The following is a 6,083-nucleotide window of genomic DNA, read 5'->3' as shown; positions in this document are numbered from 1 at the left end:
CCGCGACCGACGCGGCGGCATCCGACGCGGCCGGGACCGACGCGGCGGCCACCGCCCCCGCCGCGCCCACCGCCCCCGACCTCGTGACCGACCCGCTCGTCACCGCGACGAACTTCTCGTCGATCCCGATCACGGTCAGCATCCAGGGCAGCTACGCCCAGGCCCGTGATTTCCTGTCGAAGCTGCAGGGCGGGTCGCGGCTCTTCCTCGTGACGACGTTCGCCAGCACCGGCAGCTCCGAGGCCGGCGACGCGACCGGCGTTCCCGACCAGTGGACCGTCGGCGGCCTCGTCTACGTCCTCCAGGACGCCGCAGCGACCCAGGCCGACCAGGCCGCCGAGACCCCCGCCGCCACGGCCGAGGGCACCGACGGCACGAGCTCGGACACCGCCGCCGGCCAGTAGCGCGAGACCCCTCAGGCCGGGCCCCGGCCGCCGCCGGTCCCAGGACGCCACGATCTGGACACGCCGCCACGAGAAAACGTGGCGGCGTGTCCACATCGTGGCGGGGTGGCGCATCGGCGGGCCACCGCGCCCACCGCGGGCGCGTAGCCTCGAAGGATGTCCCGAGCCGTCTACGCCGTCATGGGCACCGTCCTCTTCGGTGCGCTCGTCATCATGGTCGCGGGCTTCGAGGCGTTGCTGCTCGACCGCGACCCGATCGACGAGCCCGACGCCGGCACGCTGCTCGGCCCGCTGATGGTCGCCGCCGCCGTGCTCGTCGTGTTGCTGTCGCTGCTGCGGTCGGCGGCGCTCTCCGACGCCCGCGACGACAGGGCTCCGGAGGTGCGGGGCACGTTCCCCGCCCAGCCCGCCGTCCTCGCCCGCCCGGGCGCCTCGGGTGGGACGCGCTCCGGCACCGGTGACGAGGTGGCCGGCCCCCGAGGGCCCGCACCGCACCTCCTCGTCCCGACGATCGTCACCTCGGCCCTCGTGTACGTCCTGATGCTCGCCGTCGGGGGAGTCGTCTACGGCCTCGTGCGACAGGAGCTCGTCTGGGTGCTGCTCTTCGCCGCCCGGTACGCCGTGTCGCCGTTCGTGATCGGCTCGGCGATCTGCGCCGGACTCGTCGTCGGGGGCACCCTCGCCCTGTCGCGCGTCGACCCAGGGCGCCCCGAGCCTCGACCATTTGATTAAGGCACTACCGCAAGATAAGCTCTTTCGGGTGTGCGCCTGACCGCGCGCCCGAATAAAAGCCCCCTCGACCTCGCGGCCGAGACGGGCAGACCGTCTCGGCCACCGAGACGAGGATGCCGGCTGATCAGCCGGACAGAGCAGAGCGATGCGAGAGCAGCGCGACTCGGCGCGTTCGAGAGGACGACGCCGAGATCCGATGAGGAGAACCAGTGCCAACTATTCAGCAGCTGGTCCGTAAGGGACGCACGCCGAAGGTCGTCAAGACCAAGGCCCCCGCCCTGCGGTCCAACCCCCAGCAGCGTGGCGTGTGCACGCGTGTGTACACCACCACCCCCAAGAAGCCGAACTCCGCGCTCCGCAAGGTCGCTCGTGTGAAGCTCTCGAACGGCACCGAGGTCACCGCCTACATCCCCGGCGAGGGCCACAACCTGCAAGAGCACTCGATGGTGCTCGTGCGTGGCGGTCGTGTCAAAGACCTCCCCGGTGTGCGCTACAAGATCGTCCGTGGCGCCCTCGACACCCAGGCCGTGAAGAACCGCAAGCAGGCTCGCAGCCTCTACGGTGCGAAGAAGGACAAGAAGTAATGCCTCGTAAAGGACCCGCGCCCAAGCGCCCTGTCGTCGCCGACCCGGTCTACGGTGCGCCGATCGTCAGCCAGCTCGTCAACAAGATCCTCCTCGACGGCAAGAAGGGGCTCGCCGAGCGCATCGTCTACGGTGCTCTCGCCGGCGTCACCGCCAAGAACGACCAAGATGCCGTGGCCACGCTGAAGAAGGCGCTCGACAACGTGCGCCCGACCCTCGAGGTCCGCTCGCGTCGCGTCGGCGGTTCGACCTACCAGGTCCCCGTCGAGGTCAAGCCCCACCGCGCCAACACCCTGGCCCTCCGCTGGCTCACCAGCTACGCCAAGGCTCGTCGCGAGAAGACGATGACCGAGCGTCTCATGAACGAGATCCTCGACGCGTCGAACGGTCTGGGCGCCGCTGTCAAGCGTCGCGAAGACACCCACAAGATGGCCGAGTCGAACAAGGCCTTCGCGCACTACCGCTGGTAACCGGCACGAGGAGGCGCGGTGTGCGCACGACGCGCACCGCACCTCCTCGTCCCCCCACTTCCCCACCTATCCCTTCGGAGGAACCCGTGGCACAAGATGTGCTCACCGACCTGAACAAGGTCCGCAACATCGGCATCATGGCTCACATCGATGCTGGCAAGACGACGACCACCGAGCGCATCCTGTACTACACGGGCATCACCCACAAGATCGGTGAGGTCCACGACGGTGCCGCCACGATGGACTGGATGGCGCAAGAGCAAGAGCGCGGCATCACGATCACCTCGGCGGCGACGACCTGCTTCTGGAACAAGAACCAGATCAACATCATCGACACCCCGGGCCACGTCGACTTCACGGTCGAGGTCGAGCGTTCGCTCCGCGTGCTCGACGGTGCCGTCGCCGTCTTCGACGGAAAAGAGGGCGTCGAGCCCCAGTCCGAGACCGTCTGGCGTCAGGCCGACAAGTACGACGTCCCGCGCATCTGCTTCGTCAACAAGATGGACAAGCTCGGCGCCGACTTCTACTTCACGGTCGACACGATCATCAACCGCCTCGGCGCCAAGCCGCTGGTGATGCAGCTCCCGATCGGTGCCGAGAGCTCCTTCGAGGGTGTCGTCGACCTGGTCGAGATGCGTGCCCTCACGTGGCGCGGCGACGCCAAGGGTGACGTCGAGCTGGGTGCGAAGTACGAGATCGAAGAGATCCCCGAAGACCTCAAGGAGAAGGCGGCCGAGTACCGCGCCAAGCTCCTCGAGACCGTCGCCGAGTCCGACGACGTGCTGCTCGAGAAGTACTTCGGTGGCGAAGAGCTCACGATCGCCGAGATCAAGGGTGCCGTCCGCAAGATGACGGTCAACTCCGAGCTCTACCCGATCTTCTGTGGTTCGGCCTTCAAGAACCGCGGTGTGCAGCCCATGCTCGACGCGGTCATCGACTACCTGCCCTCGCCGCTCGACGTGCCTCCGATGGAGGGCCACGACGTCCGCGACGCCGAGAAGATCATCATCCGCAAGCCCGAGTCGACCGAGCCCTTCTCGGCTCTCGCCTTCAAGGTCGCGGTGCACCCCTTCTTCGGTCGTCTCACCTACGTCCGCGTCTACTCGGGCTCCATCGAGTCCGGCGCCCAGGTCATCAACTCGACCAAGGACAAGAAAGAGCGCATCGGCAAGATCTTCCAGATGCACTCCAACAAGGAGAACCCGGTCGACAGCGTGACGGCCGGTCACATCTACGCCGTCATCGGCCTCAAGTTCACCACGACCGGTGACACCCTGTGCGACCCGTCCGACCAGATCGTCCTCGAGTCGATGACGTTCCCCGAGCCCGTCATCGAGGTCGCGATCGAGCCGAAGACGAAGGCCGACCAAGAGAAGCTGTCGCTGGCCATCCAGAAGCTCGCCGAAGAAGACCCGACGTTCCGCGTCGAGCTCAACGCCGAGACGGGCCAGACGGTCATCAAGGGCATGGGCGAGCTCCACCTCGACATCCTGGTCGACCGCATGAAGCGCGAGTTCAACGTCGAGGCCAACGTCGGCAAGCCCCAGGTCGCGTACCGCGAGACCCTCAAGAAGGGCATCGAGCGCTACGACTACACCCACAAGAAGCAGACCGGTGGTTCGGGTCAGTTCGCCAAGGTGCAGATCGCTCTCGAGCCCTTCGAGGTCACGGCCGAGTCGACCTACGAGTTCGTCAACAAGGTCACCGGTGGCCGCATCCCCCGCGAGTACATCCCCTCGGTCGATGCCGGCATCCAGGACGCCATGCAGGTCGGCGTGCTCGCCGGCTACCCGACGGTGGGCGTCCGCGCGCTGCTGCTCGACGGTGCGGCGCACGACGTCGACTCGTCCGAGATGGCGTTCAAGATCGCTGGGTCGATCGCCTACAAAGAGGCGGCTCGCAAGGCCCAGCCCGTTCTCCTCGAACCGCTCATGGCGGTCGAGGTCCGTACGCCCGAGGAATACATGGGCGACGTCATCGGCGACCTCAGCTCGCGACGCGGGCAGATCTCGTCGATGGAAGACGCCAGTGGTGTGAAGGTCGTTCGGGCCAGCGTGCCGCTGTCGGAGATGTTCGGTTACGTCGGAGACCTGCGGTCGAAGACCTCGGGCCGGGCCGTCTACTCGATGACGTTCGAGTCGTACCAAGAGGTGCCCTCGGCCGTCGCCGAAGAGATCATCCAGAAGAACAAGGGCGAATAGTCCTGAACCGCGTGGTCGTCCGACGACCGCGTAACATGTACACACACCAATCCGCAGGGCGACCGGTAGGCCGGGTCATCGACCCGGCCCCCGGGCCGCACTGCAACCGAGTCCTGAGGAGGACCCACAGTGGCTAAGGCCAAGTTCGAGCGGACCAAGCCGCACGTCAACATCGGAACCATCGGTCACGTCGACCACGGCAAGACCACGCTCACCGCAGCGATCACCAAGGTCCTGCACGACAAGTACCCCACCCTCAACACGGCGTCGGCGTTCGACCAGATCGACAACTCGCCTGAAGAGAAGCAGCGCGGCATCACGATCAACATCTCGCACGTCGAGTACCAGACCGAGAAGCGCCACTACGCTCACGTCGACGCTCCCGGCCACGCCGACTACGTCAAGAACATGATCACCGGTGCCGCTCAGATGGACGGTGCGATCCTCGTCGTCGCCGCCACCGACGGTCCCATGCCCCAGACGCGTGAGCACGTCCTGCTCGCCCGCCAGGTCGGCGTGCCCTACATCGTCGTCGCCCTGAACAAGGCCGACATGGTCGATGACGAAGAGATCATGGAGCTCGTCGAGCTCGAGGTCCGCGAGCTCCTCTCGAGCCAGGAGTTCGACGGCGACAACGCCCCGATCGTCCAGGTCTCCGCTCTCAAGGCCCTCGAGGGTGACGAGAAGTGGGCCGAGACGGTCGCCGAGCTGATGAACGCCGTCGACGAGAACGTGCCCGAGCCCGTTCGCGCCACCGACCAGCCCTTCCTCATGCCCATCGAGGACGTCTTCACGATCACCGGTCGTGGCACCGTCGTCACCGGTCGTGTCGAGCGCGGTCAGCTCAACGTCAACGAAGAGGTCGAGATCGTCGGCATCCGCCCGACCGTCAAGACCACCGTCACCGGCATCGAGATGTTCCGCAAGCTGCTCGACTCGGCCCAGGCTGGCGACAACACCGGTCTCCTCCTCCGCGGCACCAAGCGCGAGGACGTCGAGCGCGGCCAGGTCGTCGTCAAGCCCGGTTCGGTCACGCCGCACACCGAGTTCGAGGCGAACGTCTACATCCTGTCGAAGGACGAGGGTGGGCGTCACAACCCGTTCTACGCGAACTACCGTCCGCAGTTCTACTTCCGCACCACCGACGTCACGGGTGTCATCACGCTGCCCGAGGGCACCGAGATGGTCATGCCCGGCGACACGACCGAGATCAGCGTCCAGCTGATCCAGCCGATCGCCATGGAAGCCGGTCTGCGCTTCGCCATCCGCGAGGGTGGTCGCACGGTCGGTGCCGGTACGGTCACCAAGATCAACAAGTAATTCCTGTTCACGCAGAACTGCTGATCTGACGAGAGAGGTCAGGCCCTTCGGGGCCTGGCCTCTTTCGCGTCGGCAGGGCACGATGGGGGAGACGTCGGACGGACCGACGCCGACGGGAGGACGTCATGGCAGGTTTCGACGACATCACGAAGAAGGCGCAGGCCTTCCTGAAGGACGGCAAGGTGCAGGACGCGCTCAAGAGCGAGAAGGCCGAGGGTGTCAGCGACAACATCCTCGACGCCGTCGCTGCCGCGGCCGACAAGGCCACCGGTGGCAAGCACACCGACAAGATCCACCAGGCGAAAGAACAGGCCGACAAGAAGCTCGGCAACCAGTAGGTCGTCCCCTGCGAAGCCCCCGTCTCCTCGGCGG

General features: G+C 66.5%; 7 protein-coding genes. All 7 read left to right on the top strand.

Features of this window, described 5'->3' with window-relative positions; all coding sequences use genetic code 11:
• On the top strand, positions 1-404 hold a 404-nt coding region (locus SZ60_RS17360; RefSeq protein WP_043593383.1), incomplete at its 5' end, for a hypothetical protein.
• Between the two features lie 156 nt (positions 405-560).
• Complete coding sequence (locus SZ60_RS02535; RefSeq protein WP_043593381.1) at positions 561-1,136, top strand: DUF6121 family protein; 576 nt, start codon at positions 561-563, stop codon at positions 1,134-1,136.
• 209 nt (positions 1,137-1,345) lie between these two features.
• A complete protein-coding gene (gene rpsL / locus SZ60_RS02530; protein ID WP_043593380.1) occupies positions 1,346-1,720 on the top strand; it encodes a 30S ribosomal protein S12 in 375 nt (124 codons plus the stop codon).
• Positions 1,720-2,190 (top strand): 30S ribosomal protein S7, encoded by a 471-nt coding sequence (gene rpsG / locus SZ60_RS02525; RefSeq protein WP_043593378.1) that lies wholly within the window; start codon positions 1,720-1,722, stop codon positions 2,188-2,190. The genes rpsL and rpsG overlap by 1 nt, the downstream gene beginning before the upstream one ends.
• A gap of 86 nt (positions 2,191-2,276) precedes the next feature.
• Positions 2,277-4,391, top strand: a complete 2,115-nt coding sequence (gene fusA / locus SZ60_RS02520; RefSeq protein ID WP_043593376.1) for an elongation factor G — start codon at positions 2,277-2,279, stop codon at positions 4,389-4,391.
• A 129-nt stretch (positions 4,392-4,520) separates the two neighbouring features.
• Positions 4,521-5,711, top strand: a complete 1,191-nt coding sequence (gene tuf, locus SZ60_RS02515) for an elongation factor Tu (RefSeq protein WP_043593375.1) — start codon at positions 4,521-4,523, stop codon at positions 5,709-5,711.
• Between the two features lie 125 nt (positions 5,712-5,836).
• Positions 5,837-6,049: an Rv0909 family putative TA system antitoxin gene (locus tag SZ60_RS02510; RefSeq protein ID WP_043593373.1), complete on the top strand. Its 213-nt coding sequence runs from the start codon at positions 5,837-5,839 to the stop codon at positions 6,047-6,049.
• Positions 6,050-6,083: the final 34 nt, after the last annotated feature.

Origin of the sequence: Frigoribacterium sp. MEB024 (assembly GCF_000878135.1) — a bacterium.
Taxonomy (GTDB): Bacteria; Actinomycetota; Actinomycetes; order Actinomycetales; family Microbacteriaceae; genus Frigoribacterium.
The sequence above is the reverse complement of the archived record's forward strand: the minus strand, read 5'-3'. Positions and strand labels throughout refer to the sequence as shown.

What these genes read in the sequence shown, in the direction of transcription:
- SZ60_RS02535 (WP_043593381.1), top strand. Translation starts at nt 561, where the DNA reads ATGTCCCGAGCCGTCTACGCCGTCATGGGCACCGTCCTCTTCGGTGCG.
- rpsG (WP_043593378.1), top strand. Translation starts at nt 1,720, where the DNA reads ATGCCTCGTAAAGGACCCGCGCCCAAGCGCCCTGTCGTCGCCGACCCG.
- SZ60_RS02510 (WP_043593373.1), top strand. Translation starts at nt 5,837, where the DNA reads ATGGCAGGTTTCGACGACATCACGAAGAAGGCGCAGGCCTTCCTGAAG.